Raw genomic sequence first — 23,795 nt, forward strand, 5'->3', positions numbered from 1 at the left:
AGACGGTAGGAGCTGGCGCCGGCCATGAAAATCGACCTCACGGACACCACCTCCAGCAAAATCAACTCCGGACTCGTCGAAGCCCGCAGAGCCATCGGCACCGGTGCCATCGGCATGGTGCTGACCCTGGTCATCGTCACCGACGAGGGCAGCGCCTACGACGCCCTCAAGGCGGCCGGCGAGGCCTCCCGCGAGCACCCCTCGCGGATCCTCGCGGTCATCCGCCGGCCCGGGCGTTCGCCCCGGGCCCGGGCGGAGGCCCGGCTGGACGCCGAGATCCGGGTCGGCTCGGACGCCGGCACCGGCGAGACCGTCCTGCTCCGCCTGCACGGCGAACTCGCCTCCCAGGCCCAGTCGGGCTGGCGGCGGCCCTGGACCAGCGACGGGTCAAGGTCGCCTCGGCGGTGGTCGAGGGCGAGTCCTACAACCCCAGTGCGGAACTGCTGGCGCTGTGGCTCGCCGACCGGCTGAACATCAAGGTGGACCGGGTCGTCTCCGAGGGCCCGGGCCTGACCGCCGTACGCCTGCACACCGCGGGCGGCGACGTCACCCTGGAGCGTTCGGACGGCCTGCTGGCCAAGCTCTCCATGCCGGACCAGCCGGACCGGATGGTGGCGCTCAAGCGTCGCGAGACGGCCGAGCTGATCGCCGAGGAGCTGCGCCGGCTCGACCCGGACGACATCTACGCGGCCGCTGTGCGCTACGGCGTGGAGAAGCTGCACCAGGACGGTCCGCCGGCCGGGCACGAGGTCGTCGACGCCAGGACCGCGGCCGGGCAGGCCCGGTCGGAGGCGGCGGAGGAGGAGGCGGCCACCGGCAAGGCCGCCACCAAGTCCGCGGCCAAGGCCCCGGCGAAGAAGTCCGCAGCCTCGGCCAACCGGACCCAGCGGTGACCGCGCCGCAACTCGTGGTCCACCGCGACAAGGAGCTGATGGCCCTTGCCGCGGCGGCCCGGCTGATCACCCGGATCGTCGACGCCCAGTCCGCCCGCGGCACCGCCTCGGTGGTGCTGACGGGCGGGCGCAACGGCAACGCGCTGCTCGCCGCGCTGGCGTCCTCGCCGGCCCGGGACGCGGTGGACTGGTCCAGGCTCGACCTGTGGTGGGGCGACGAACGCTTCCTGCCGGAGGGCGACCCGGAGCGCAATGTCACCCAGGCCCGCGACGAGCTGCTGGACGCCGTACCGCTCGACCCGGCGCGGGTGCATGCCATGCCCGCCTCGGACGGGGTGGACGGCGACAACGCGGAGGCGGCGGCGGAACGCTACGCCGCCGAGCTCGCCAAGGCCGCGGGGCCCGGCGACCACGCCGGCGTGCCCAGCTTCGACGTGCTGCTGCTGGGGGTCGGCCCCGACACCCACGTGGCCTCGCTGTTCCCCGAGCTCCCCGGCGTGAGGGAGACCTCCCGCACCGTCGTGGGGGTCAGGGGCGCGCCGAAGCCGCCGCCGGTCCGGGTCTCGCTGACCCTCCCGGCGATCCGGGCGGCGCGCGAGGTCTGGCTGCTCGCCGCGGGCGAGGACAAGGCCGAGGCGGTCGCCCTGGCCCTGAGCGGCCCGGGCGAGATCCAGGCGCCGGCCTCCGGCGCGTACGGGCAGCAGCGCACGCTCTGGCTGCTGGACCGCGCGGCGGCGTCCAAGATCCCGCCGGAGATGTACCCCCCGTCGTCGTCCTGACCGACGCGACGACCGCGACGGCCCCGGGCCCGCTGCCTCCCGCAGCGGGCCCGGGGCCGTCGGCGTTGATCTGACCCGTCGACAGTTCCCGCGCACCGCGCCTACGATCGGCCCATGGGGGCTACAGGTATCACCGTCCGACCGGCCACCGACGCGGACGTCGACGAGACCGCAGGCACGCTCGCGCTGGCCTTCCACGACGACCCGCAGTGGCTCTGGTCGCTGCCGGTCGAGCGGACCAGGCCGAAGCGGCTGCGGGGGATCTTCACCACGATGCTGCGGCACGAGGTGCTGCGGCACGGCGGCGTGGAAGTGGCCTGCGACGAGGAGGGCCGGATCGTCGGCGCCGCGCTCTGGCTGCCGCCGGGCAGGGCCAAGCCGACCCTGCGCGAACAGGCCGCCGCCGGCCCCGGCTACCTGCGCGCCTACGGGCGCCGGATCGGGTACGGCAACACCCTGCAGAGCGCCTGCTTCAAGGCCCACCCGAGCAGCGAACCGCACTGGTACCTCTTCATCCTCGGCGTCGACCCCGACCTGCACGGCCAGGGCGTCGGCGCCGCACTGCTGCGCTCCCGGCTGGACCGGGTGGACGCCGAGGGCCTGGCCGCCTACCTGGAGTCCAGCAACCCGACGAACGTCCCGCTCTACGAACACTTCGGCTTCGAGGTCACCGGCGCCCTCAAACTGCCGAAACACGCCCCCCGCATGGACACCATGTGGCGGCCCCGACGGCCATAATCGGTTGCCCGGCGGACCCCTGCCCGCCAGGGTGACGCCATGACCGAGACCACGAGGGCCGGCACCACGAGCAGCCGCGTCCGACCCGAGATCCTCGCCTACTACGGGCGCGGTGAGGAGGACGGCAGGCTGCGTTCCGGGGCCGGGCTGCTGGAGTTCTGGCGTACCCAGGACGTGCTGCGCCGGGTGCTACCGGCCGCGCCGGCGCGGGTGCTGGACGTGGGCGGCGGCAGTGGGGTGCACGCCGAGTGGCTCGCCGGCGACGGCTACCGGGTGGAGCTGGTCGACCCGGTGCCGCTCCATGTCGAGCAGGCCTCGGAGCTGCCCGGGGTGACCGCGCGACTGGGCGACGCCCGTTCGCTGGACGCGGCCGACGGCTCCGTGGACGCGGTGCTGCTGCTCGGTCCGCTCTACCATCTGCCGGAGCGCGAGGAGCGGTTGGCGGCGCTGCGCGAGGCACGACGGGTGGTGCGCCCCGGCGGTGCCGTGGTGCTGGCGACGATCAACCGCTTCGCCGGGCTGCACGACACCATCCGGCAGGGCGTCTTCTTCGAGGGGCCCGAGCGCAGGGCGCTGATCGAGGCGGCGGCGACCGACGGGGTGAACCGGATCAGCGAGCGGCAGATGTTCACCACCGCCTACTTCCACCAGCCCGAGGCCGTCGTCGAGGAGTCGACCGAGGCCGGCCTCACCGTGCTGGGCCAGTACGGGGTGGAGGGCGCGGCCTGGCTGATGCCGGACTGCGCCGAGAACCTCGCCGACCCGGAGCGGCGCGGCCCGCTGCTGGCCGCGGTGCGACGAACCGAGTCGGTGCCCTCGCTGCTGGGGGTGAGCGGGCATCTGCTGACCGTTGGCACGGTCAACTGATGGGCAATCAACTATCCGGCCCGGCAGGCAAGATCACCCATGTCGGGGGTGTCTGGGATACGATCCGGGCATGACTACGACGTGGGACCTCCTCACCGAGGCGCACCAGGCACTGCGTACCGCTGTCATGGGCATCCCGGCCGACGGCTGGGGTCGGCCCACCCCGGCCGAGGCGTGGAACGTCACCCAGGTGCTGCAGCACGCGGCCGGTGACCAGCGGGCCTACGCCTCGGCGCTGACCGGTGGGCCGAAGCCGACGGAGGATCCCTTCGCCCCCTCCGGGGAGCTCGGGGCCACCCCGGCCGAGGTGCTGGAACCCGCGCTGGCCGCCACCGTCGCGGCCTTCGGCACGGTGGACTCCCCCGACACCGAGGTGGCCGTACCGCTGCCGCCGTTCAAGCTGCCCGCCGGGGTCGCCGTGGCCGCGGCCGCGCTGGACGCGGCGGTGCACGCCTGGGACATCGCCGTCGCCACCGGCCAGCTGTCACCGCTCAGCCCGGGACTCGCCCTGGCCCTGCGGCCGGCCGCCGACGCCCTGGTGGAGCCCCTGCGCGGGTTCGCCTTCGCCCCGGCCATCGAGCCCGCCATCGACGCCGACGAGGCCGACTCGCTGCTCAACTTCCTCGGCCGCAGGGCGGACTGGAAGGCCTGAGGCCGCGCGGTCAGCGCGCCCCGTAGACCGGCAGCGGCGGTTCGGCCTGCGCGAGCAGCTTCCGGGCCGCCTCCCCGGCCTCGGCCGGGCTCCAGCGGGTGGCGCTGTGCACGGCGGGGCCCGGACGCCAGCCCTCCATCACGGTGATCCTGCCCCCCTCCGCCTCGAACACCCGCCCGGTGACCCCCGCGCTGGCGTCACTGCCGAGCCACACCACCAGCGGGGAGACGTCCTCGGGTTCGGGCAGCGCGGCCGCGATCGCCCCCTCGGTCATCCTGGTCCGGGCCGACGGTGCGATCGCGTTGACCTGCACGCCGTAGGACGCGAACTCGGCCGCCGCGACGAAGGTCAGGCCGAGGATCCCGGCCTTGGCCGCCGAGTAGTTGCCCTGCCCGACGCTGCCCAGCAGGCCGGCCCCGGAGCTGGTGTTGACGATCCGTCCGGCCGCCGGCCGCCCCGCCTTGGCCTCGGCCCGCCAGTGCGCGGCGGCCTGACGCAGCGGCAGAAAGTGCCCGCGCAGATGGACCCGCATCACCGCGTCCCAGTCCTCCACGTCCAGGTTCACCAGCATCCGGTCGCGCAGGAATCCGGCGTTGTTGACCAGGGTGTCCAGCCGGCCGTAGCTGTCCAGGGCGAGCGCGACCAGGCCGGCCGCGCCCTCCTCGGTGGTGATGTCGCCGAGGTGGGCGACGGCCCGTCCGCCGAGTGCCAGGATCTCGGCGACCACGGCGGCGGCCGGGCTGTCGGCGGCGGGCCGCCCGTCCCGGCCGACCCCGAGGTCGTTGACGACGACGGCCGCGCCCTCGGCGGCGAAGGCGAGGGCATGGGCGCGGCCGAGCCCGCGCCCGGCGCCGGTGACGATGACGGTGCGGCCTTCGGCCAGTCCTGACATGGTCTTTGCTCCTTCAGCGGCCCAGTGGGGCTCAGCGGTTGGCGGTGGCGGCGTCGAGGAAGGCGGGGCGCTCCCCGCCCCCGTGCAGCAGCAGTGAGGCGCCGCTGATGTAGCCGGCCCGCGGCGAGGCCAGGAAGACCACGGCCGCGCCGACCTCCTCCGGCTCGGCGAGGCGGCCGAGCGGGACGGTGCGGCCGACGGCCGCGACCCCCTCCTCGTCCCCGTAGTGCAGCGCGGACGCCTCGGTCCGCACCATGCCGAGGACCAGGGTGTTCACCCGCACCCTCGGCGCCCACTCCACCGCGAGGCTGCGGGCCAGGTGGTCCAGGCCCGCCTTGGCCGCGCCGTAGGCGGCACTGCCCGGCGAGGGCCGCGAACCGCTGACGCTGCCGATCATGACGATCGACCCGCCGTCGGGCTGCTCCCGCATCACCGCGTGCGCGGCCCGGGACAGCAGCAGCGGCGCGACCAGGTTCAACTCCAGGATCCGGCGGTGCCGTTCGGCATCGCCCTCGGCCAGCGGCAGGTACGGCGTCCCGCCCGCGTTGTTGACCAGCAGGTCCAACCGGCCGTGGTCGGCGGCGACCTGCGCCAGCAGGGCGGCCCCGGCCTCCGGGTCGCGCACGTCCAGGGCGCGGAACTCCGCCTTCCCGCCCGCGGATTGGACGGGTTCGGCGGGAGGTCTGCGCGCCGCCGCGACCACCACCGCGCCGGCCGCGAGCAGCGCCCGGACGATCCCGGCGCCCACCCCGCGGGTCCCCCCGGTGACCACCGCGACGCGGCCGGACAGTTCTTGACGGTGTGTCATCCGGGGCTCCCCTGCGGCTGGTTGCACTGCTACCGTCGACCCTGACGTACCTAACTAACGTTTGGTGGAAAGGTAGCCGAGAATCCCATGGGTGTCTCCACCTCGATCGCCGCCGACGAAGGAACGGACGCCGGCATTGCCGTCGTCACCGTCACCTATCCACCCGTCAACGCCCTGCCGGTGGCGGGCTGGTACGAGCTCGCCCGCGCGCTGCGGGAGGTCGGGCAGGACCCCCGGGTCCGGGTGGTGGTGCTGGAGGCCCCCGGTCGCGGCTTCAACGCGGGCGTCGACATCAAGGAGATCCAGCGCGACCCCGGGCCGCAGTCGCTGATCGGCGCCAACCGGGGCTGCGCCGAGGCCTTCGCCGCCGTCTACGAGTGCCAGGTGCCGGTCATCGCCGCAGTACAGGGCTTCTGCCTGGGCGGCGGCATCGGCCTGGTCGGCAACGCCGACGCGATCGTCGCCGCCGACGACGCCGTCTTCGGCCTGCCCGAGCTGGACCGGGGCGCGCTGGGTGCGGCGACCCACCTGGCCCGGCTGGTGCCCCCGCATCTGATGCGTCCGCTCTACTACACCGGACGGACCGTCTCCGCGGCCGAGCTGCACCGCTTCGGGACGGTCTGGGAGGTCGTCCCGCGCGAGCGGCTCACCGAGGCCGCGATGGCGCTGGCCCGGCAGATCGCGGCCAAGGACGGCTATCTGCTGCGGCTGGCCAAGGAGGCCATCAACGGCATCGACCCGGTCGACGTCCGGCGCAGCTACCGCTACGAGCAGGGCTTCACCTTCGAGGCCAACCTCGCCGGGGCCTCCGACGCCCACCGTGAGGCCTTCATCGCGACAGGGGGCAAGTAGCGCCATGGACAAGGCAATGAGCGCCGACGAGGTGGTCGGCCGGCTCTCCGACGGGATGACCCTGGGGATCGGCGGCTGGGGGTCGAGGCGCAAGCCGATGGCGCTGGTCAGGGCCATCCTGCGGTCCGGCCTGCGGGATCTGACCGTGGTCTCCTACGGGGGCCCGGACATCGGGCTGCTGGCCGCGGCCGGGCGGATCCGGCACCTGGTCACCGCCTTCGTCACGCTGGACTCGATCCCGCTGGAACCGCACTTCCGGTCGGCACGGGAGAGCGGCACGCTGGAGCGGCTGACCGAGTACGACGAGGGCATGCTGCTGCTGGGACTGACCGCCGCCGCCCACCGGCTGCCCTTCCTGCCGACCCGGGCCGGTCTCGGCTCGGACGTGCTGCGGGTCAATCCGGAGCTGCGGACCGTGGTCTCCCCCTACCCGGACGGCGAGGAGCTGGTCGCGGTGCCGGCCCTGCGGCTGGACGCCGCCCTGGTCCACCTGAACCGCGCGGACCGACAGGGCAACGGGCAGTACCTGGGCCCCGACCCCTACATGGACGACCTGTTCTGCGCCGCCGCCGACGCCGCGTACCTCAGCTGTGAGCGCCTGGTCGACACCGCCGACCTGCAGAAGGAGGGCTCCCCCGGCTCGGTGCTGGTCCCCCGCTGGTCCGTCACCGGCGTGGTGGAGGCCCCCGGCGGCGCCCACTTCACCTCCTGCGTCCCCGACTACGACCGCGACGAGCCGTTCCAGCGCGCCTACGCCCAGGCCGCGGCGGACCCCTCGGCCTGGCCCGCCTTCGAGCAGCGCTTCCTGTCGGGGGACGAGCAGGACTACCGGGCCGCGGTGGCGGACCTCCGGGCGGAGGCAACCCGATGACCACGACCACCACCGGTGCGGACCTGGCCGTCTCCAGGGCCGAGTACTGCGTGATCGCCTGCGCGGAGGCCTGGCGCGGGGACGGCGAGGTGCTGGCCGCCGCGATGGGGACCGTCCCGACCCTGGGGGCGCGGCTGGCCAAGCTCACCTTCGAACCCGACCTGCTGATCACCGACGGCGAGGCACGGCTCGCCGCCGACGTCCCCGCCCTGGGCGCAGCCCCCGCGGCGGTCGAGGGCGCGCTGCCGTACCGGAAGCACCTGGAGCTGGTGGCCATGGGCCACCGCCATGTGATGATGGGCGCCAGCCAGCTGGACCGACACGGCAACCAGAACATCTCCGCCATCGGCGACTGGTCCCGACCGTCCCGCCAGCTGCTCGGGATGCGCGGAGCGCCCGGCAACACCGTCAACAACCCCACCAGCTACTGGATCCCGCGCCACAGCACCCGGGTCTTCGTCCCCGGGCAGGTCGACGTCGTCAGCGGCGTCGGATACGGACGGCTGAACGGCCCGACCGGGCGGTTCCACGATCTCCGACGGATCGTCACCGACCTTGCGGTGCTGGACTTCGGCGGGGAAGGACACGCCGTCCGGCTGCTCTCGGTGCATCCCGGCGTGACGGTCGACCAGGTGATCGCCGCCACCGGCTTCCCGCTGGTGCTGCCCGGCGACATCGCCTCCACCCGGGACCCGTCCGCCGAGGAACTGCGCCTGATCCGAGAGGTCCTGGACCCGCGCGGCGCCCGCGATCGCGAGGTACGCGGATGACGACCGCCGCCCCGGTGCGGCTGGACACCGCGCTCACCCGCCTGGTCGGCGTCCGCCACCCCATCGTCCAGACCGGCATGGGCTGGGTCGCCGGCCCCCGCCTGGTCACCGCGACCGCCCGGGCCGGCGGCCTCGGCATCCTCGCCTCAGCGACCATGACGCCCACTCAACTACTGGCAGCGGTACGGGAGGTGAAGGAGCGCACGGACGCACCCTTCGGGGTGAACCTGCGCGCGGACGCGGGGGACGCGGCCGAACGCGCCGAGATCATCGCCAAGGAGGGCGTCCGGGTTGCCTCCTTCGCCCTGGCCCCCTCGCGCGAGCTGATCGCCAGGCTCAAGGACGCCGGCGTGGTCGTCATCCCCAGCATCGGCGCGCGGCGGCACGCGGAGAAGGTCGCCGCCTGGGGCGCGGACGCCGTCCTGGTCCAGGGCGGCGAGGGCGGCGGACACACCGGCGCGGTGGCGACCACCGTACTGCTCCCCCAGGTCGTGGACGCCGTGGACATCCCGGTCATCGCCGCCGGCGGCTTCCGCGACGGCCGGGGCCTGGTCGCCGCGCTGGCCTTCGGAGCGGCCGGCATCGCCATGGGCACCCGCTTCCTGCTCAGCTCCGACAGCACCGTCCCGGACGCGGTCAAGGCCCGTTACCTCGCCGCCGGGGTCAACGACATCACCGTCACCACCAAGGTCGACGGCCTGCCGCACCGGATGCTCCGCAGTGAGCTGGTCGCCACCCTCGAACAGGCGGGACGCACCCGCTCGCTGGTCCGGGCGCTGCGTCACGCGGCCGCCTTCCGCTCCGTCTCCGGGCTCTCCTGGCCCGCGATGATCCGCGAAGGTCTGGCCATGAAGCACGGCCAGGACCTGACCTGGAGCCAGGTGCTGCTGGCCGCCAACACCCCGATGCTGCTGAAGGCCGCGATGGTGGACGGCCGCACCGACCTCGGGGTGATGGCCTCCGGCCAGGTCGCCGGACTGATCGAGGACCTGCCCTCGGTGCGGGAGCTGATCGATCGGATCATGGCGGAGGCGGGGGTGGCGCTGGCGGGGGTGGCGGGGGCGGTGGTGTAGGACTTCGGGTGCGGGTTGTGCATGGCTTGTCGCGCAGTTCCCCGCGCCCCTAGGGGCTGCAACTCGCCCACAGTGGGTCAGTTGCAGCCCCGCAGGGGCGCGGGGAACTGCGCGATCAACCCCCCACCAGCGAATCCCCAACCTCCGTACGCCGGTACACCACCCGCCGTCCCACCCTCGTCCCCGCCACCAGCTCCGCGTCGCGCAGCACCGCCAGGTGCCCGCCGATCGTGCCGAGGGACTGCCCGAGGTGCGCGGCGAGCTCGCTGCTGGTGGCCGGGCGGTCCAGCTCCCGCAGGATCGCCGCGCGGCCGGCGCCGATTAGCCGGTCCAGGGCCCGCCGGGGGCGTCCCTCCGCGGGGCCCGAGGCCGCCCCGCGGGCCGGGTAGACCAGGGCGTAGCGGTCCCCCGGGCCCTCGCAGAGCCAGGTGCCCCGGGACAGGGCGCTCACCGGGACGAACAGCATGCCGTCGTCGCCGATCCGGCGGTCGGGGAAGTCCTGGTCGCTGAAGCGGATCGCGTCCGCGCCGACCCAGGCGCTGCGGCGGCTCATCCGCTCCAGCGCATGGGGCCAGCCGTAGGCGGCCAGCAGTCCGGCCCGGTAGGTGACGTCCCGTTCCAGCAGTGCTCGGCGTCGCGGCCAGTCCGGTTCCACGGAGCCGGTCCAGACCGAGCGGAACAGCTCGACGGTGCGCGCGAACCAGTCCCGGCCGGTGAGCCAGGACAGGTCGTGCTGCTCCCAACTGTGCTGCACCGACAGCTCCAGTTCGGCGCGCACCTCCTGGTCGGAGAACGGCCGGAGGGCCGCCAGTTCCTCGGCGAGGGTGGTGCGCATCCCGCCCGGCGGCGGTGCGGTGACGAACAGCGGCAGCCACTTGGTCGAGCTGATCAGCCGGACCAGGCCCGCGGCGAAGGGGTCGGCGTCGAGGACCGCCCGGAACGCGCCGTGGTGCCGGGCGTACCAGGACTCCATCCAGAGGTCGCAGTGGTCCGCCTGCAGCACCTTGATCGACCCCAGCGTCTCGGCCAGCGGGGACAGCGCGAACCGGGACCGCGACAGGGCCAGCGGGGTCAGCCGCAGCAGGGTCATCTTTCGCCTCCTGCCGAAAGAATAGTGCGCGTCCCACCGGGGCCCGCAGACTGCCGCCCATGCCCTCCCTCTCGCTCCAGCGCTTCGCCCTGCTCGGGCTGCCGAACTTCCGCTGGTTCTTCACCGGCCAGCTGGTGTCCCTGCTGGGCTCGTCGATGGCCCCGGTGGCGCTCGCGTTCGCGGTGCTCAACGCCTCCGGGAGCACCGGCGACCTCGGCATCGTGGTCACCGCGCGAATGGTGCCGCTGCTGGGCTTCCTGCTGCTGGGCGGCGCCGTCGCGGACCGGTTCCCGCGCCGGACGGTGCTGCTGCTGGCCAACCTCGGTTCGGGGGTCACCCAGGGCGGGGTGGCCGCGCTGCTGCTGACCGGGAGCTACTCGCTGGGTCCGATCGCCGCGCTGAGCCTGCTCAACGGCGTCCTGGACGCCTTCACCACCCCGGCACTGCGCGGCGTGCTGCCGCAGCTCGTGGACCGGGACCGGCTGCGGCAGGCCAATCCGCTGCTGGGCTCGATGCGCAATGCCACCAAGATCCTCGGCCCCAGCCTGTCCGGCGTCCTGGTGGTGGCCTTCGGCGGCGGGCCCGCCATCGCCTTCGACGCGCTCACCTTCCTGCTGGCGGCGCTGTGCCTGGCCCGGCTCAGCCTCACCGACCGGATGCCGGCCGCGCGGGGCACCGGCATGCTGACCTCCCTGCGCGAGGGCTGGACCGAGTTCCGCCGCATCCGCTGGGTCTGGACGGTGGCGCTGTCCTTCTGCGTGATCAACCTGGTGCAGGTCGGCACCTGGCAGATCCTCGGCCCCTCGCTCACCAAGCAGGTCAGCGGTGAGGCCGCCTGGGGCTTCGTGCTCAGCGCCAGGGGCGTCGGACTGCTGCTGACCAGCGCGCTGATGTACCGGGTGACGGTCCGTCACCTGCTGCGGCTGGGACAGTCGGTGACGGCACTCGGGGCACTGCCGCTGCTGGCGCTGGGCGCCGGGCTGCACGCCCCCTGGCTGATCGCGGCCGCCTTCGTCGCCGGTCTGGGCTCCTCGGTGGTGGGCATCGGCTGGGACACCTCGCTGCAGGAGCACGTCCCGGCCGAAGTGCTGTCCCGGGTCTCCTCCTTCGACGACCTGCTGTCCTACCTGGCCATCCCGATCGGCCAGTTGAGCGTGGGACCGCTGGCGCACGCCTTCGGCGGCTTCCGGGTGGCCACCGCCGCCGGTGTGGTCTACGCGGTCGCGGCGGTGGCCCCGCTGGCCTCCGCCGCCGTGCGGCGGCTGCCACACGGCGATCCGGAGCCGGACGGGGCGACGCCGGCGGCCTCCGTCACTACAGGCGCTCGATGATGGTCACATTGGCCTGGCCGCCGCCCTCGCACATGGTCTGCAGGCCGTAGCGGCCGCCGGTGCGCTCCAGCTCGTGCAGCAGGGTCGTCATCAGCCGCACGCCCGTCGCACCCAGCGGGTGGCCGAGGGCGATGGCGCCGCCGTTGACGTTCACCCGGGCCGGGTCGGCGCCGGTCTCCTTGAGCCAGGCGAGGACGACCGGTGCGAAGGCCTCGTTGATCTCCACCAGGTCCATGTCGTCGATGCTCATCCCGGTCTTCTTGAGCGCGTAAGCGGTGGCCGGGATGGGGGCGGAGAGCATCCGGATCGGGTCCTCGCCGCGCACCGAGAGGTGGTGCACCCGGGCGCGCGGGGTCAGCCCGTACTCGGCGACGGCGCGCTCGGAGGCGATCAGCATCGCCGACGCACCGTCGGAGACCTGGGAGGAGACCGCGGCGGTCAGCCGGCCGCCCTCGGTCAGCGGCTTCAGCTGGGCCATCTTCTCCAGGGTGGTGTCCCGGCGCGGGCCCTCGTCCTGCCGCACCTCCCCGTACGGGGCGATCTCACGGTCGAAGCGGCCCTCGTCGATGGCGCGGGCCGCCCGCTGGTGCGACTGGAGGGCGAAGCGCTCCATGTCCTCCCGGGAGACGCCCCACTTCTCGGCGATCAGCTCGGCGCCGTGGAACTGGTTCACCGGCTGGTCGCCGTAGCGCTCGCGCCAGCCGATGGAACCGGCGTACGGGCCCTCGGTGAGGCCCAGCGGCAGCGCCGCCTCGCGCGAGGAGTAGGCGATCGGGATCTGCGACATGCTCTGGGTTCCGCCGGCCACCACCAGGTCGCTGGTGCCGGACATCACCGCCTGCGCCGCGAAGTGGACCGCCTGCTGCGAGGAGCCGCACTGGCGGTCGATGGTGACGCCGGGCACCTCCTCGGGCAGCCCGGCCGCCAGCCAGCTGGTGCGGGCGATGTCCCCGGCCTGCGGGCCGACGGTGTCCAGGCAGCCGAAGACCACGTCCTCGACCAGTGCCGGGTCCACCCCGGACCGCTCGACCAGCGCCTTCAGCACATGGGCGCCCAGGTCGGCGGGGTGGGCGGTGGCCAGGCCGCCGCGGCGACGGCCGACGGGAGTGCGGACGGCTTCGACGATGTAGGCCTCGGGCATGGTGGTCGTTCCTCCTGCGGGAGTGGGGTGGCTGATCGGTGGGGTCACTGATGGGTGGTGGAGATGCCGTCGAGCAGCATGCTGAGGTACTGGCGGGCGATCTCGCCCGCGTCGTGCCGGCCGCCGGGCCGGTACCAGGAGGCGGCGACCCAGACCGTGTCGCGGACGAAGCGGTACGCCAGCCGCAGGTCCAGGTCGGCGCGGAAGGCGCCCTCGGCGACGCCGCGTTCCAGCGTCCCCTGCCAGGCGGCCTCGAAGCGGTTCATCGAGTCGGTGAGGTAGCCGAACCTGGGCTGCCCGGCGAGATGGCGCTCGCGCTGGTAGATGGCGACGGCGTCGCGGTGCCGGTCGATCTCCCGGAACGACTCGACGACCAGTGCCTCCAGGGTCTCCCGGGGGCCGAGGCCGGCGGCGAGCACGGCGTCGTAGCCGGTCCAGAGCTCGTTCAGGAAGCCGGAGAGGATCTCGTCCAGCATCGACTCCTTGGAGTCGAAGTGGTAGTAGAGGCTGCCGGCCAGGATGCCGGCGGCGTCGGCGATCTCCCGCACGGTGGTGGCGTCGTAGCCCTGCCGGGCGAACACCTGGGCGGCTGTGGCCAGCAGCTCGTCCCGTCGGGTGGCCGCCGCCGTTCTCGGCTGGGACGTCATCGCTGCTCGGCTCCTCGTCGCTGCGCTGGGGGTCAGTGGTGCTGTGGTCAGTGGTGCTGTGGTCAGTGGTGCTGTGGTCAGTGGTGCTGGGGTCACGGGTGCTGGCTGCTGACCGAGAGGACCTCACCGGTCAGGTAGGACGAGTATCCGCTCGCCAGGAACACGATGACATTCGCCACCTCCCAGGGCTCGGCCCAGCGCCCGAACGCCTCCCGGGCCGTCAGCTGCTCCAGCAGCTCCGGCGTGGTGACCTTGACCAGGTGCGGGTGCATGGCCAGGCTCGGCGAGACCGCGTTCACCCGGACCCCCAGGTCGGCGGCCTCCAGGGCGGCGCAGCGGGTCAGCGCCATCACCCCGGCCTTGGCCGCCGCGTAGTGGGACTGCCCGGCCTGGGCCCGCCAGCCCACCACCGAGGCGTTGTTGACGATCACCCCGCCGCCGCCGGACGCCCGGAACCGCCGCAGCGCCGCCCGGGTGCAGCGCATGGTGCCGGTGAGGGTGACGTCGAGGACCCGGTCCCACTGCTCGTCGGTCATCTCCTCCAGTGTCGCCGTCCCGCCCAGCCCGGCGTTGTTGACCAGGATGTCCAGCCGTCCGTGCCGGGCCTCGGCGAGCTCCAGCAGCGCGGCGACCTGCTGCTCCTCGGTGACGTCGCAGGCGGTGCCGGCGACCCGGTCCGCGCCGAACTCCCCGGCCAGCGCCTCTACGGTCTCCTTGAGCCGGCGGGCGTGGGCGTCGCCGAGCACCACCGAAGCCCCCTCCTCCAGGAACCGCCGGGCGGTGGCGCCGCCGATCCCGGCCCCGGCCGCCGCCGTGACCACGGCGCTGCGGCCGTCCAGCAGCCCGTGTGCTGACGGATAGTCAGGTGCGGTGCTCATGACCGGGTCCACCTCTCGACGGCCGACTCCCCGCACGTTAACCTACCAAACACTTGTTAGGGAAGGAGAGGCCGAGATGCCCGAAGAGACGGACGTCGTCCTCTACGAGCGCCAGGACGCCACCGCCCTGGTCACCCTGAACCGCCCCGAGTACCGCAACGCCCAGAACTCGGCGATGACCTACGCCCTGGACCGCGCCTTCTACCGGGCCGCCGACGACCCCGAGGTCAAGGTGGTGGTATTGCGCGGCGCCGGACCGCACTTCTCGGCCGGGCACGACATCGGCACGCCCGGGCGCGACGCCCACCTCCCCTTCGAGCGCAGGGCCTCGCTGTGGTGGGACCACTCGGAGCGGCAGGGCGCCGAGAGCCGCTACGCCCGCGAGTCCGAGGTCTACCTGGGGATGTGCCGGCGCTGGCGGGAGCTGCCCAAGCCGGTCATCGCCTCGGTCCACGGCGCCTGCGTGGCGGGCGGGTTGATGCTGGCCTGGGTCTGCGACCTGATCGTGGCCGCCGACGACGCCTTCTTCGCCGACCCGGTGGTGCGGATGGGCATCCCCGGCGTCGAGTACTTCGCCCACCCCTGGGTGCTGCCGCCGCGGATCGCCAAGGAGTTCCTCTACACCGGCGAACGGATGACCGCGCAGCGGGCGTACGAACTCGCCATGGTCAACCGGCTGGTCCCGCGCGCCGACCTGCACCGGGAGACGATGGCACTGGCGGCCCGGATCGCCGAGATGCCCACCATGGGCCTCGCCCTCACCAAGCGCGCGGTCAACCAGGCCGAGGACCTGCAGGGCCTGCACAGCGGCCTGGACTCGGTGTTCGGCCTGCACCACCTCGCCCACGCCCACAACGCGGAGACCGCGAAGGACTCGCTGGGCGGCATGGACGCCCGCTCCATGAAGGCCGCTGCCGAAGGGCAGGACAACGGCTGATGGATCTTCAGATCGGTACTGAGGAACAGGAGTTCCGCGCCGAGGCCCGCGACTGGCTGCGCCGGCACGTCCCGGCGCGACGGCTGCCCTCGCTGGAGACCGCGGCCGGCTTCGCCGCCCACCGCGCCTGGGAGCAGCAACTCCACGCGGACCGCTGGTCGGTGGTCTCCTGGCCGCGGCGGTACGGCGGCCGGGACGCCACGCTGCTGCGCTGGCTGCTCTTCGAGGAGGAGTACTACGCCGCCGGGGCGCCCGGGCGGGTCAGCCAGAACGGCATCAACCTGCTCGCCCCCACCCTGTTCGAACACGGCACCGAGGAGCAACGGGCCCGCATCCTCCCGGACATGGCGAGTGGAACGACCGTCTGGGCCCAGGCCTGGTCCGAGCCCGGGGCCGGCAGCGACCTGGCCGCCCTGCGCTCCACCGCGACCCGCACCGAGGGCGGCTGGCTGCTGGATGGCGCCAAGACCTGGTCCTCCCGGGCCGCCTTCGCCGACCGCGCCTTCGGCCTGTTCCGCTCCACCCCGGTGGAGCAGTCCGGGGCCCGGCACCGCGGCCTCACCTATCTGATGTTCCCGCTGGACGCACCGGGGGTGACGGTCCGTCCGATCGGCCGGCTGGACGGGAAGCCGGCCTTCGCCGAGATCTTCCTGGACGGCGTGCTGGTCCCGGACCGGGACGTGATCGGCGAGGCCGGCCAGGGCTGGCGGGCCGCGATGAGCACGGCCGGCAACGAGCGCGGGCTGACCCTGCGCAGCCCCGGGCGCTTCCTGGCCGCCGCCGACCGCCTGGTGGAGCTGTGGCGCCGGCTCGGGGACCCCGGCGACACGGCGATGGCCGAGCGGGTCGCCGACGCGGTGATCGGCGCGCGGGCGTACCAGCTCTCCGCCTTCGCGGCGGCCTCCGGCGAGGGCGGGCCGACCGGAGCGGCGTCCAGCCTCAACAAGCTGCACTGGTCCGAACTGGATCTGACGCTCCATGAGACGGCGCTGGACCTGTTGGGCCCCGAGGGCGAGTTGGCCGACGTCGAGGAGTGGTCCGAGGGCTATGTCTTCGCCCTGGCCGGACCGGTCTACGGCGGCACCAACGAGATCCAGCGGGACATCGTCGCCGAGCGGCTGCTCGGCCTGCCGAAGGGGCGGCGCGGATGAGGTTCCTCCTCGACACCGAGCAGCGTGACTTCGCCGCCAGCCTGGCCGCGCTGCTGTCCGCCGCCGACGTCCCGGCCGTGGCCCGGGCCCGTGCGGCCGGGGACGACGCACCGCTGCGGGCGCTGTGGCGGCGGCTCGGCGACGCCGGGGCCTTCGCCCTGGCGGTGCCCGAGGAGTTCGGCGGCACCGGACTGCTACCGGTCGAACTGGCGCTCTGCTGCGTCGAACTGGGGCGCCACGGCCTGCCCGGACCGGCGGCCGAGACCTTCGCGGCGAGCACCCTGCTGGCCGGTACGGAGCAGCAGGCACTGCTTCCCGGCGTGGCCTCGGGACAGCTGATCCTCTCGCTGGCCGCGGACGGCGGCTACGCCGCGGACCCCGACCTGGCCGACGCGGTGCTGTGCCTCGGCGACGAACGGAAGGCGCCACTGCGGCAGTCGCTGGACCCGGCGCGCCGGATGGGCGTCCCCGGGGACGCCATCGCGGTCGCCCCCGGTCCCGGCAGCGAGCGGGCCACCGGGCTGGCAGCCCTCTGCACCGCGGCGCTGGCCCTGGGCACCGGCCGGCACCTGCTCGCCGCCACCGTCGGGTACACCAGGACCCGTACCCAGTTCGGCGTGCCGATCGGCTCGTTCCAGGCGGTCAAGCACCGGCTGGCCGATGTGCTGCTCCAACTCGACTTCGCCGAACCGCTGTTGTACGGCGCCGCGGTGGCCGTCCAGGACTCCGCGGCGGGCGCTGCCGTCGACATCGCGGCGGCCAAGGCCGCCTGCGGCGGGGCCGGCTACTCCGCCGCGCGGGCCGCACTGCAACTGCACGGCGCGATCGGCTACACCGACGAGTTCGACCTCTCGCTGTGGATCCGCCGCGCCCGGGTGCTGCGCAACGCCTGGGGCAGCCCGTCCGCCTGCCGCCGCACGGTCCTGGAACTCCGGCCCGCAGCTGAGGTCCGCAACTGAGGTCCGTGGCTGAACGCAGCAGGGGCACCGCCCGGACCGCCTGGTGAGGTAGGTGTCCGGAGGCGATGCCCCTGTGAACGTGCTGTCCACTGCCTGCGCGCTGTTCAGATCTCCCCGCGCAGCTTGGCCAGCGCCTCAGCGAGGATCGCCTCGCCGTCGGCGTCGCTGCGGCGCTCGCGGACGTACGCGAGGTGGGTCTTGTACGGCTCGGTACGCGGCGGGGCAGGCGGGTTCTCCTCGTCCTGTCCGGCCGGGAATCCACAGCGCGGGCAGTCCCAGGTGTCCGGGATCTGTGCGTCGGAGGCGAACGACGGGCGGGTCTCATGCCCGTTGGCGCACCAGAAGGAGATACGGAGCCGAGGAGCGGACTCGCCGCGCTCGGCCTCCCCCATGGGGCCTGCCCCGACCCTGCTGCCACGGATGGCGTTGCCACTTGCCACGGTCTGACTCCCTGCGTGCTGGTGCGTTGCGATAGTCACGTGAGAGGAATCCGCGCCCCCGAGGCCCGGCCTCCACAGTGTCCCGTCGCCCCCCTTCTCCGACGGAGTCGTCCCAGTGTACGGACCGCATAAGTGCCGCCCGACACCGCCACCGGTGACAACTGTCACTCATGATAGGCGGCCGGGCGACACTCCGTCAGCTTTCGCGGCAGGGGTGCTCTGCACAGGTTCTACCCGCGGCGGGCCGGTCAGCCGTTCTTGGCCTTCAGCAGCAGCGACAGGATGATGATGCAGGCGAACCAGCCGACACCCATGAAGATGGTGATGCGGTCGAGGTTGCGCTCAGCGACGGCGGAGCCACCGCCGGTGGAGGACATACCGCCACCGAACATGTCGGAAAGACCGCCGCCCTTGCCCTTGTGCAGCAGGACGAGGACGACCATCATCACGCTGAAGAAGATCAGCGCGATCGAGAAGCCGAGGATCACGGCGGGACCAATCTCTCGTAATCGATGTGTGGAGCTGAGACGCAGGGCCGGGTCGACGGGCCATCCCGTCCGTCCCGACCCTGCATACTCTAGACCGCCGTCAGCCTACCGCCTGGTCCCGGTAGCGAACGATCTTCACGAACTCCTCCGGGTCCAGCGCCGCGCCGCCGATCAGGGCGCCGTCGACGTCCGGCTTGGCCATGATCCCGGCCGCGTTCGAGGACTTCACCGAGCCGCCGTAGAGCACCCGGACCTTGTCGGCCAGCTCCTGGCTGTAGAGCTCGGCCAGCCTGACCCGGATCGCGCCGCAGACCTCCTGGGCGTCCTCGGGGGTGGCCACCTCGCCGGTGCCGATGGCCCACACCGGCTCGTAGGCCACCACGATGGCCTCGGCGTCCTCGGCCGGCACGCCCTCCAGCGCGCCGTCCAGCTGCGCCAGGGTGTAGGAGACCTGGTCACCGGCCTTGCGGATGTCCAGACCCTCGCCGACGCAGAGGATCGGCACGATGCCGTTCCGGAACGCGGCCTTGACCTTGGCGTTGACGACCGGCTCGGTCTCGCCGTGGTACTGGCGCCGCTCCGAGTGGCCGATGGCCACGTAGGTGCACTTCAGCTTGGACAGCATCGGCCCGGAGATCTCACCGGTGTAGGCGCCGGAGTCGTGGGCGGAGATGTCCTGGGCGCCGTACTTGATCTTCATCTTGTCGCCGTCGACCAGGGTCTGCACCGAGCGCAGATCCGTGAACGGCGGCAGGACGGCGACCTCGACGGCCGCGTAGTCCTTGTCGTTGAGCGCGAAGAAGAGCTTCTGGGTGTGGGCGATGGCCTCGAGGTGGTTGAGGTTCATCTTCCAGTTGCCCGCCATCAGCGGGGTGCGTGCAGCAGTCATGTGGATCAGTTCTCCAGTGCGGCCAGGCCGGGGAGGGTCTTGCCCTCCAGGTATTCGAGGCTGGCGCCGCCACCCGTCGAGATGTGTCCGAACTTCTTCTCGTCGAAGCCCAGGATGCGCACGGCCGCGGCCGAGTCGCCGCCGCCGACCACCGAGAAAGCGTCGCCGTCGGCCAACGCGGCGGCGACGGCCTTGGTGCCCTCGGCGAACTCGGGGTGCTCGAAGACGCCCATCGGGCCGTTCCAGAACACCGTCTCGGCGTCGGCGAGCTTCTCGGCGAACAGCTTGCCGGTGGCCGGGCCGAGGTCCAGGCCCATCTTGCCGGCCGGCATCGCGTCGGCGGGGACGACCTCGAAGTCGGCGACCGGGGCCTTGGTCTTCAGGTCCGGGAAGGTCGCGGAGACCGCGACGTCGACCGGCAGGACGAACTCCACGCCGTTCTGCTTCGCCCGCTCCAGGTACTCCAGGACCACCGGGATCTGGTCCTCCTGCAGCAGGCTGCTGCCGACGTCGTGGCCCTGAGCCTTGAGGAAGGTGAAGGCCATGCCGCCGCCGATGAGGATCCGGTCGGCCTTGCCCAGCAGGTTGTCGATCACGCCGAGCTTGTCGGAGACCTTGGAGCCGCCGAGGACGACCACATAGGGGCGCTCGACCTGCTCGGTCAGCCGCTTGAGCACGCCGACCTCGGTGGCGATCAGCAGGCCGACCGCGTGCGGCAGCCGGGCCGGGAGGTCGTAGACCGAGGCGTGCTTTCGGTGCACCGCGCCGAAGCCGTCGCCCACGTAGACGTCGGCGAGGGCGGCCAGCTGGTCCGCGAAGGCGCCGCGCTCGGCGTCGTCCTTGCTGGTCTCGCCGGCGTTGAAGCGCAGGTTCTCCAGCAGCGCGACCTGGCCGTCGGCCAGGCCGGCCACGACCGCGGCGGCACTGTCGCCGACGGTGTCGGTGGCGAAGGCGACGTCCTGGCCCAGGATCTGGCCGAGCCGCACGGCCACCGGGGCCAGGCTGAACTGGGGGTCGGGCGCGCCCTTGGGACGGCCCAGGTGGGAGGCGACGATCACCTTGGCGCCGGCCGCGACCAGCTTGGCGATGGTCGGCGCGACGGCGCGGATCCGGCCGTCGTCGGTGATGTCGGTGCCGGACAGCGGCACATTGAGGTCGGCACGGACGAATACCCGCTTGCCCGCGACGTCGAGGTCGTCGATGGTCTGCACGTCAGTTCGCTCCTGTGGGAGGTGGGGGACAACAGGGGGGACGGCCCGACGCGAGCAGGACCCGGACCATTCGGCGTCCGGGTCCTGCTCGCATCAGTCGCTTACCGCGCCGCTCGTCAGAGCTGGCCACCGACGAGGGTGGTCAGGTTGACGAGGCGGTTGGAGTAGCCCCACTCGTTGTCGTACCAGCCGAAGATCTTCACCTGGTTGCCCTGGACCATGGTCAGCGGGGCGTCGAAGATGCAGGAGAACGGCGAGTTGACGATGTCACGGGAGACGATCGGGTCCTCGTTGTAGTACAGGTAGCCCTTGAGCGAGCCCTCGGACGCCTTCTGGAAGGCGGCGTTGACCTCGTCCTTGGTGACCTCGCGCTCCAGGTCCACCACCAGGTCGGTGATGGAGCCGGTGGGGACCGGGACGCGCAGCGAGGTGCCGTCCAGCTTGCCCTTGAGCTCCGGCAGCACCAGCGCGGTGGCCTTGGCGGCACCGGTGGAGGTCGGGATGATGCTCAGGGCCGCGGCGCGGGCGCGACGCAGGTCCTTGTGCGGGAAGTCCAGGGTGACCTGGTCGTTGGTGTAGGCGTGCACCGTCGTCATCATGCCCTTGACGATGCCGAAGGCCTCGTGGATGACCTTGGCCATCGGCGCCACGCAGTTGGTGGTGCAGGAGGCGTTGGAGATGATGGTGTGCTTGGCGACGTCGAGCTTGTCGTCGTTGACGCCCATGACGACGGTGATGTCCTCGTCGCTGGCCGGAGCCGAGATCAGGACCTTCTTCGCGCCACCGACCAGGTGCTTCTTGGCCTGCTCGGCCTTGGTGAAGAAGCCGGTCGACTCGATCACGATGTCGGCGCCCAGCTCGCCCCACTTGAGGGCGGCGGGGTCGCGCTCGGCGGTGACCTTGAAGCTCTTGCCGTCGACGGTGATGCTGTCGTCGCTGTGGGACACCTCGGCGTGCAGGGTGCCCAGGGTCGAGTCGTACTTGAGCAGGTGCGCCAGGGTCTTGGTGTCGGTCAGGTCGTTGACACCGACGATCTCGATGTCCGCGCCCTGGGCGATAACCGCACGGAAGAAGTTACGACCAATGCGGCCGAACCCGTTGATGCCTACCCGGATCGTCACGAACCGATCTCCTCGCTGGTACGTCGGCGCTGTACGCCGACGAGCTGGAATGGGATGTCCCCGACCGCTTAAAACCCTACCCCGCGCCAGTGGCGGAGAGCACATCAGACCTGCCGGACACACCAATGCCGCCCCCGGACAACGAGTCCGGAGGCGGCATTCACCCCGGTTTCACGGGGATTTCACCGGTATTTCCGTGGATTGCAGCGGCTCACCACGCGCGAACGGGTGTACGCAGCGGCGGGGCGGTCAGTGCGAGGCCAGCTCCTGGGCGCCGTACGACTCCCCGCGGTAGGACTCGCCGCCGTAGGAGTCCGTGCCGTAGGACTCGCCACCGTAGGAGTCGCCCTCGGACAGGCTGTGCTCGGTGCTGGGCAGTCCCAGCTCCGACGCCCGCTTGTCGGCCATCGCCAGCAGCCGCCGGATCCGCCCGGCCACCGCGTCCTTGGTCAGCGGCGGGTCCGCCAGCGAGCCCAGCTCCTCCAGCGAGGCCTGCTTGTGCTCCATCCGCAGCCGTCCGGCCGCGGCCAGGTGCTCCGGGACCTCCTCGCCGAGGATCTCCAGCGCCCGCTGCACCCGCGCTCCGGCGGCCACCGCGGCCCGCGCCGAGCGGCGCAAGTTGGCGTCGTCGAAGTTGGCCAGCCGGTTGGCCGTCGCCCGGACCTCGCGGCGCATCCGCCGCTCCTCCCAGGCCAGCACCGACTCGTGCGCGCCGAGCCGGGTCAGCAGCGCGCCGATGGCGTCGCCGTCCCTGATCACCACCCGGTCCACCCCGCGCACCTCGCGGGCCTTGGCCGGGATGCCCAGCCGCCGGGCCGCGCCGACCAGGGCCAGCGCCGCCTCCGACCCCGGGCAGGTGATCTCCAGCGAGGAGGACCTGCCGGGCTCGGTGAGCGAGCCGTGCGCCAGGAAGGCCCCGCGCCAGGCCGCCTCGGCGTCGCAGGTCGCGCCGGAGACCACCGCCGGGGGCAGACCCCGGATCGGCCGTCCGCGCCCGTCCACCAGCCCGGTCTGCCGGGCCAGCAGGTCGCCGTCCTTCACCACCCGCACCACGTACCGGCTGCCGCGTCGCAGACCGCCGGGGGCCATCACCACCAGGTCCGAGGAGTGTCCGAAGATCTCCAACAGGTCCTTGCGCAACCGCCGTGCCGCCACGCCGGTGTCCAGCTCCGCCTCGATCACGATGCGTCCGCTCACCAGGTGCAGCCCACCCGCGAACCGCAGGATCGCCGACACCTCCGCCTTGCGGCAGCATGCCCGGGTGACGGGGAGCCGGCTGATTTCGTCCTTCACCGCTGCCGTCATCGCCATGGCGCGATCCTTCCATGCATCCTGAAGATCCGGTCGTACGCTGCGGCCAGAAGCTCCGGGTCGTGTCGCCCGGAAGAGCCGTCCGGGGCTGCGACGTTGTCGAGTACCAGTTCGGCGCCGAGACGCTTGGCCGCACTGCGCAGGGCCTCGGGATCGGCCACCGTACCCGCGTTGGCGAGCACGAAGTCCACGGTGAGCTCCGGGGCGTGGGCCCCGAGCACCTCCAGGTGCCGCTGCGGCGAGAAGCCCTCGGTCTCCCCCGGCTGCGCCACCAGGTTGAGCGCCAGCACCTTGCGGGACCGGGTCTGCACCAGGGCGTCGCGCAGGTCGGGGACCAGCAGGTGCGGCAGCACACTGGTGAACCAGGAGCCGGGGCCGAGCACCACCCAGTCCGCCTCGCGCACGGCGGCGACCGCCTCCGGCACCGCCGGCGGATCGTGCGGCAGCAGCCGCACCGACTCCACCTCGCCCGGGGTGACCGCGACTTCGGCCTGACCGCGGACGGTGGAGAGCAGCTCCGGGTCCTCCGGGTCGAGGCCGCGCACGGTGGCCTCGATGTCCAGCGGCACCGCGGACATCGGCAGCACCCGGCCGTGCGCGCCGAGCAGTCTGCCGACGTACTCCAGCGCCTCGACCGGGTCCCCGAGCTTCTCCCACAGCGCCACGATCAGCAGGTTCCCCACCGCGTGTCCGTGCAGTTCGCCGTCGCTCTGGAAGCGGTGCTGGATCACCTCGGACCAGGTCCGGCCCCAGTCGTCGTCACCGCACAGCGCGGCCAGCGCCTTGCGCAGGTCACCGGGTGGCAGCACGCCCAACTCGGCGCGCAGCCGCCCGCTGGAGCCGCCGTCGTCGGCGACGGTGACCACCGCGGTGAGGTCCCCGGTCAGCCGCCGCAGGGCGCGCAGCGAGGCCGACAGGCCCTGCCCGCCGCCCAGCGCGGTGATCCTCGGAGCGCCCCGGCGTCGCGCCTGCTGCCGTCCAGCAACGATGTGTGACGCCACCCGTG

The 23,795-nt window shown here is 72.9% G+C and carries 25 protein-coding genes and 1 pseudogene; 13 read left to right on the forward strand and 13 right to left on the reverse strand.

Annotated elements, in window-relative coordinates; translation table 11 throughout:
* Window positions 1-24 precede the first annotated feature (24 nt).
* From IF29_RS42345 to IF29_RS0124190, 5 genes and pseudogenes are all read left to right on the forward strand, one after another.
* A pseudogene (locus tag IF29_RS42345) lies at window positions 25-893 on the forward strand (glucose-6-phosphate dehydrogenase assembly protein OpcA).
* Complete coding sequence (gene pgl / locus IF29_RS0124175; RefSeq protein WP_030258683.1) at window positions 890-1,672, forward strand: 6-phosphogluconolactonase; 783 nt, start codon at window positions 890-892, stop codon at window positions 1,670-1,672. Before IF29_RS42345 ends, pgl begins: the two are co-directional and overlap by 4 nt.
* A gap of 114 nt (window positions 1,673-1,786) precedes the next feature.
* Window positions 1,787-2,410 (forward strand): GNAT family N-acetyltransferase, encoded by a 624-nt coding sequence (locus IF29_RS0124180; protein WP_037596429.1) that lies wholly within the window; start codon window positions 1,787-1,789, stop codon window positions 2,408-2,410.
* Window positions 2,411-2,449: 39 nt separating this feature from the next.
* Window positions 2,450-3,277, forward strand: coding sequence for a class I SAM-dependent methyltransferase (locus IF29_RS0124185; protein WP_030258687.1), 828 nt, complete (start codon window positions 2,450-2,452; stop codon window positions 3,275-3,277).
* Between the two features lie 70 nt (window positions 3,278-3,347).
* Window positions 3,348-3,929, forward strand: a complete 582-nt coding sequence (locus IF29_RS0124190; protein ID WP_030258690.1) for a TIGR03086 family metal-binding protein — start codon at window positions 3,348-3,350, stop codon at window positions 3,927-3,929.
* Between the two features lie 10 nt (window positions 3,930-3,939).
* Here the strand turns inward: IF29_RS0124190 and IF29_RS0124195 are convergent, their stop codons facing one another.
* On the reverse strand, window positions 3,940-4,821 hold the full coding sequence (locus IF29_RS0124195; protein WP_030258692.1) for an SDR family oxidoreductase: 882 nt from the start codon (window positions 4,819-4,821) through the stop codon (window positions 3,940-3,942).
* Window positions 4,822-4,852: 31 nt separating this feature from the next.
* Window positions 4,853-5,629, reverse strand: coding sequence for an SDR family oxidoreductase (locus tag IF29_RS0124200; protein ID WP_030258694.1), 777 nt, complete (start codon window positions 5,627-5,629; stop codon window positions 4,853-4,855).
* A gap of 87 nt (window positions 5,630-5,716) precedes the next feature.
* Between IF29_RS0124200 and IF29_RS0124205 the strand changes: the two genes are divergently transcribed.
* From IF29_RS0124205 to IF29_RS0124220, 4 genes are read left to right on the forward strand one after another with little or no spacing between them, the layout of a single operon-like run.
* Complete coding sequence (locus IF29_RS0124205) at window positions 5,717-6,481, forward strand: enoyl-CoA hydratase family protein (protein ID WP_030258702.1); 765 nt, start codon at window positions 5,717-5,719, stop codon at window positions 6,479-6,481.
* A 4-nt stretch (window positions 6,482-6,485) separates the two neighbouring features.
* Window positions 6,486-7,352, forward strand: a complete 867-nt coding sequence (locus IF29_RS0124210) for a CoA transferase subunit A (RefSeq protein ID WP_030258706.1) — start codon at window positions 6,486-6,488, stop codon at window positions 7,350-7,352.
* On the forward strand, window positions 7,349-8,122 hold the full coding sequence (locus IF29_RS0124215; RefSeq protein ID WP_030258708.1) for a CoA-transferase subunit beta: 774 nt from the start codon (window positions 7,349-7,351) through the stop codon (window positions 8,120-8,122). Before IF29_RS0124210 ends, IF29_RS0124215 begins: the two co-directional genes overlap by 4 nt.
* Window positions 8,119-9,195, forward strand: coding sequence for an NAD(P)H-dependent flavin oxidoreductase (locus IF29_RS0124220; protein WP_232242417.1), 1,077 nt, complete (start codon window positions 8,119-8,121; stop codon window positions 9,193-9,195). The genes IF29_RS0124215 and IF29_RS0124220 overlap by 4 nt, the downstream gene beginning before the upstream one ends.
* A 115-nt stretch (window positions 9,196-9,310) precedes the next feature.
* Here IF29_RS0124220 and IF29_RS0124225 read toward each other — a convergent pair whose 3' ends face one another.
* Window positions 9,311-10,285: a helix-turn-helix domain-containing protein gene (locus IF29_RS0124225; protein ID WP_030258712.1), complete on the reverse strand. Its 975-nt coding sequence runs from the start codon at window positions 10,283-10,285 to the stop codon at window positions 9,311-9,313.
* A gap of 59 nt (window positions 10,286-10,344) precedes the next feature.
* Between IF29_RS0124225 and IF29_RS0124230 the strand changes: the two genes are divergently transcribed.
* On the forward strand, window positions 10,345-11,616 hold the full coding sequence (locus tag IF29_RS0124230) for an MFS transporter (protein ID WP_051725861.1): 1,272 nt from the start codon (window positions 10,345-10,347) through the stop codon (window positions 11,614-11,616).
* On the opposite strand, the gene IF29_RS0124235 is transcribed toward IF29_RS0124230, so the two are convergent.
* The 3 genes from IF29_RS0124235 to IF29_RS0124245 form a co-directional block, all read right to left on the reverse strand.
* A complete protein-coding gene (locus IF29_RS0124235) occupies window positions 11,600-12,757 on the reverse strand; it encodes an acetyl-CoA C-acetyltransferase (RefSeq protein ID WP_030258720.1) in 1,158 nt (385 codons plus the stop codon). The genes IF29_RS0124230 and IF29_RS0124235 overlap by 17 nt on opposite strands.
* Before the next feature lie 44 nt (window positions 12,758-12,801).
* Window positions 12,802-13,404: a TetR/AcrR family transcriptional regulator gene (locus tag IF29_RS0124240; protein WP_030258723.1), complete on the reverse strand. Its 603-nt coding sequence runs from the start codon at window positions 13,402-13,404 to the stop codon at window positions 12,802-12,804.
* 92 nt (window positions 13,405-13,496) lie between these two features.
* Complete coding sequence (locus tag IF29_RS0124245; RefSeq protein WP_030258726.1) at window positions 13,497-14,282, reverse strand: SDR family oxidoreductase; 786 nt, start codon at window positions 14,280-14,282, stop codon at window positions 13,497-13,499.
* Window positions 14,283-14,358: 76 nt separating this feature from the next.
* Here IF29_RS0124245 and IF29_RS0124250 point away from each other — a divergent pair, with 76 nt between their 5' ends.
* The 3 genes from IF29_RS0124250 to IF29_RS0124260 are packed head-to-tail and all read left to right on the forward strand — an operon-like array spanning window position 14,359 to window position 17,329.
* Complete coding sequence (locus IF29_RS0124250) at window positions 14,359-15,219, forward strand: enoyl-CoA hydratase (protein ID WP_030258728.1); 861 nt, start codon at window positions 14,359-14,361, stop codon at window positions 15,217-15,219.
* Window positions 15,219-16,370, forward strand: coding sequence for an acyl-CoA dehydrogenase family protein (locus tag IF29_RS0124255; protein ID WP_030258730.1), 1,152 nt, complete (start codon window positions 15,219-15,221; stop codon window positions 16,368-16,370). Before IF29_RS0124250 ends, IF29_RS0124255 begins: the two co-directional genes overlap by 1 nt.
* Window positions 16,367-17,329 carry an acyl-CoA dehydrogenase family protein gene (locus IF29_RS0124260; protein WP_030258732.1) on the forward strand — a complete coding sequence of 321 codons (963 nt, stop codon included), beginning with the start codon at window positions 16,367-16,369 and terminating at the stop codon, window positions 17,327-17,329. Before IF29_RS0124255 ends, IF29_RS0124260 begins: the two co-directional genes overlap by 4 nt.
* A 104-nt stretch (window positions 17,330-17,433) precedes the next feature.
* Here IF29_RS0124260 and IF29_RS0124265 read toward each other — a convergent pair whose 3' ends face one another.
* From IF29_RS0124265 to IF29_RS0124295, 7 genes are all read right to left on the reverse strand, one after another.
* Entirely contained in the window at window positions 17,434-17,769 is a 336-nt protein-coding gene (locus IF29_RS0124265) for an RNA polymerase-binding protein RbpA (RefSeq protein ID WP_084714863.1), read from the reverse strand.
* Between the two features lie 248 nt (window positions 17,770-18,017).
* Window positions 18,018-18,257 (reverse strand): preprotein translocase subunit SecG, encoded by a 240-nt coding sequence (gene secG / locus IF29_RS0124270; protein ID WP_030258736.1) that lies wholly within the window; start codon window positions 18,255-18,257, stop codon window positions 18,018-18,020.
* Between the two features lie 100 nt (window positions 18,258-18,357).
* Window positions 18,358-19,146, reverse strand: a complete 789-nt coding sequence (gene tpiA, locus IF29_RS0124275; protein ID WP_030258739.1) for a triose-phosphate isomerase — start codon at window positions 19,144-19,146, stop codon at window positions 18,358-18,360.
* A gap of 5 nt (window positions 19,147-19,151) precedes the next feature.
* Window positions 19,152-20,357 (reverse strand): phosphoglycerate kinase, encoded by a 1,206-nt coding sequence (locus IF29_RS0124280; protein WP_030258748.1) that lies wholly within the window; start codon window positions 20,355-20,357, stop codon window positions 19,152-19,154.
* 116 nt (window positions 20,358-20,473) lie between these two features.
* Complete coding sequence (gene gap / locus IF29_RS0124285; protein WP_030258751.1) at window positions 20,474-21,478, reverse strand: type I glyceraldehyde-3-phosphate dehydrogenase; 1,005 nt, start codon at window positions 21,476-21,478, stop codon at window positions 20,474-20,476.
* Window positions 21,479-21,727: 249 nt separating this feature from the next.
* Entirely contained in the window at window positions 21,728-22,789 is a 1,062-nt protein-coding gene (gene whiA / locus IF29_RS0124290; protein ID WP_232242418.1) for a DNA-binding protein WhiA, read from the reverse strand.
* Window positions 22,780-23,790, reverse strand: coding sequence for a gluconeogenesis factor YvcK family protein (locus IF29_RS0124295; protein WP_030258755.1), 1,011 nt, complete (start codon window positions 23,788-23,790; stop codon window positions 22,780-22,782). Before IF29_RS0124295 ends, whiA begins: the two co-directional genes overlap by 10 nt.
* Window positions 23,791-23,795 lie beyond the last annotated feature (5 nt).

This window comes from Streptacidiphilus jeojiense, assembly GCF_000719095.1.
In the GTDB taxonomy this organism is placed as follows: Bacteria; Actinomycetota; Actinomycetes; order Streptomycetales; family Streptomycetaceae; genus Streptacidiphilus; species Streptacidiphilus jeojiensis.